The 395-nt window shown below is 64.8% G+C and carries 1 protein-coding gene; it reads right to left on the bottom strand.

The window, feature by feature from the left end; translation table 11 throughout:
* On the bottom strand, positions 1–395 hold a 395-nt coding region (locus tag IM313_RS22455), incomplete at both ends, for a hypothetical protein (RefSeq protein WP_226858822.1).

The following is a 395-nucleotide window of genomic DNA, read 5'->3' on the forward strand; positions in this document are numbered from 1 at the left end:
CCTACCTTCGGCGTGCCGGAAATCTTCAGGCCCGACACCGACGGCGCGCCATATACTTCGACCGCTGAACTTTCCTGCGCCACTCCGGCCAGAGCCGGGTGACTGCTGCCCTTCGGCGTCACCACCACCCGCACGCTGTAGCCCGCATAGCTGTCCGGCAACGTGAACGTGCGTGCCGTATTGCCAGCGGCGGCCGCATTCTTCCAGGTCTCACCGTCCTTCCACTGCCACTGGTAGGTGGACGCATCCGCACCGCTCCCGTTTGCCGTTAAGGTGTATTCCGCATTCAGGGTCTGCCCCACCCTCGGCGTGCCGGAGATGTGCAGATTGGTTACCGACGGCGCCCCATAAGCGTCTACCGACGGGCTGCTCTGTACCGCTCCGGCCAGTGCTGG

The organism is Enterobacter cloacae complex sp. P2B (genome assembly GCF_014895985.1).
GTDB lineage: Bacteria > Pseudomonadota > Gammaproteobacteria > Enterobacterales > Enterobacteriaceae > Enterobacter > Enterobacter bugandensis.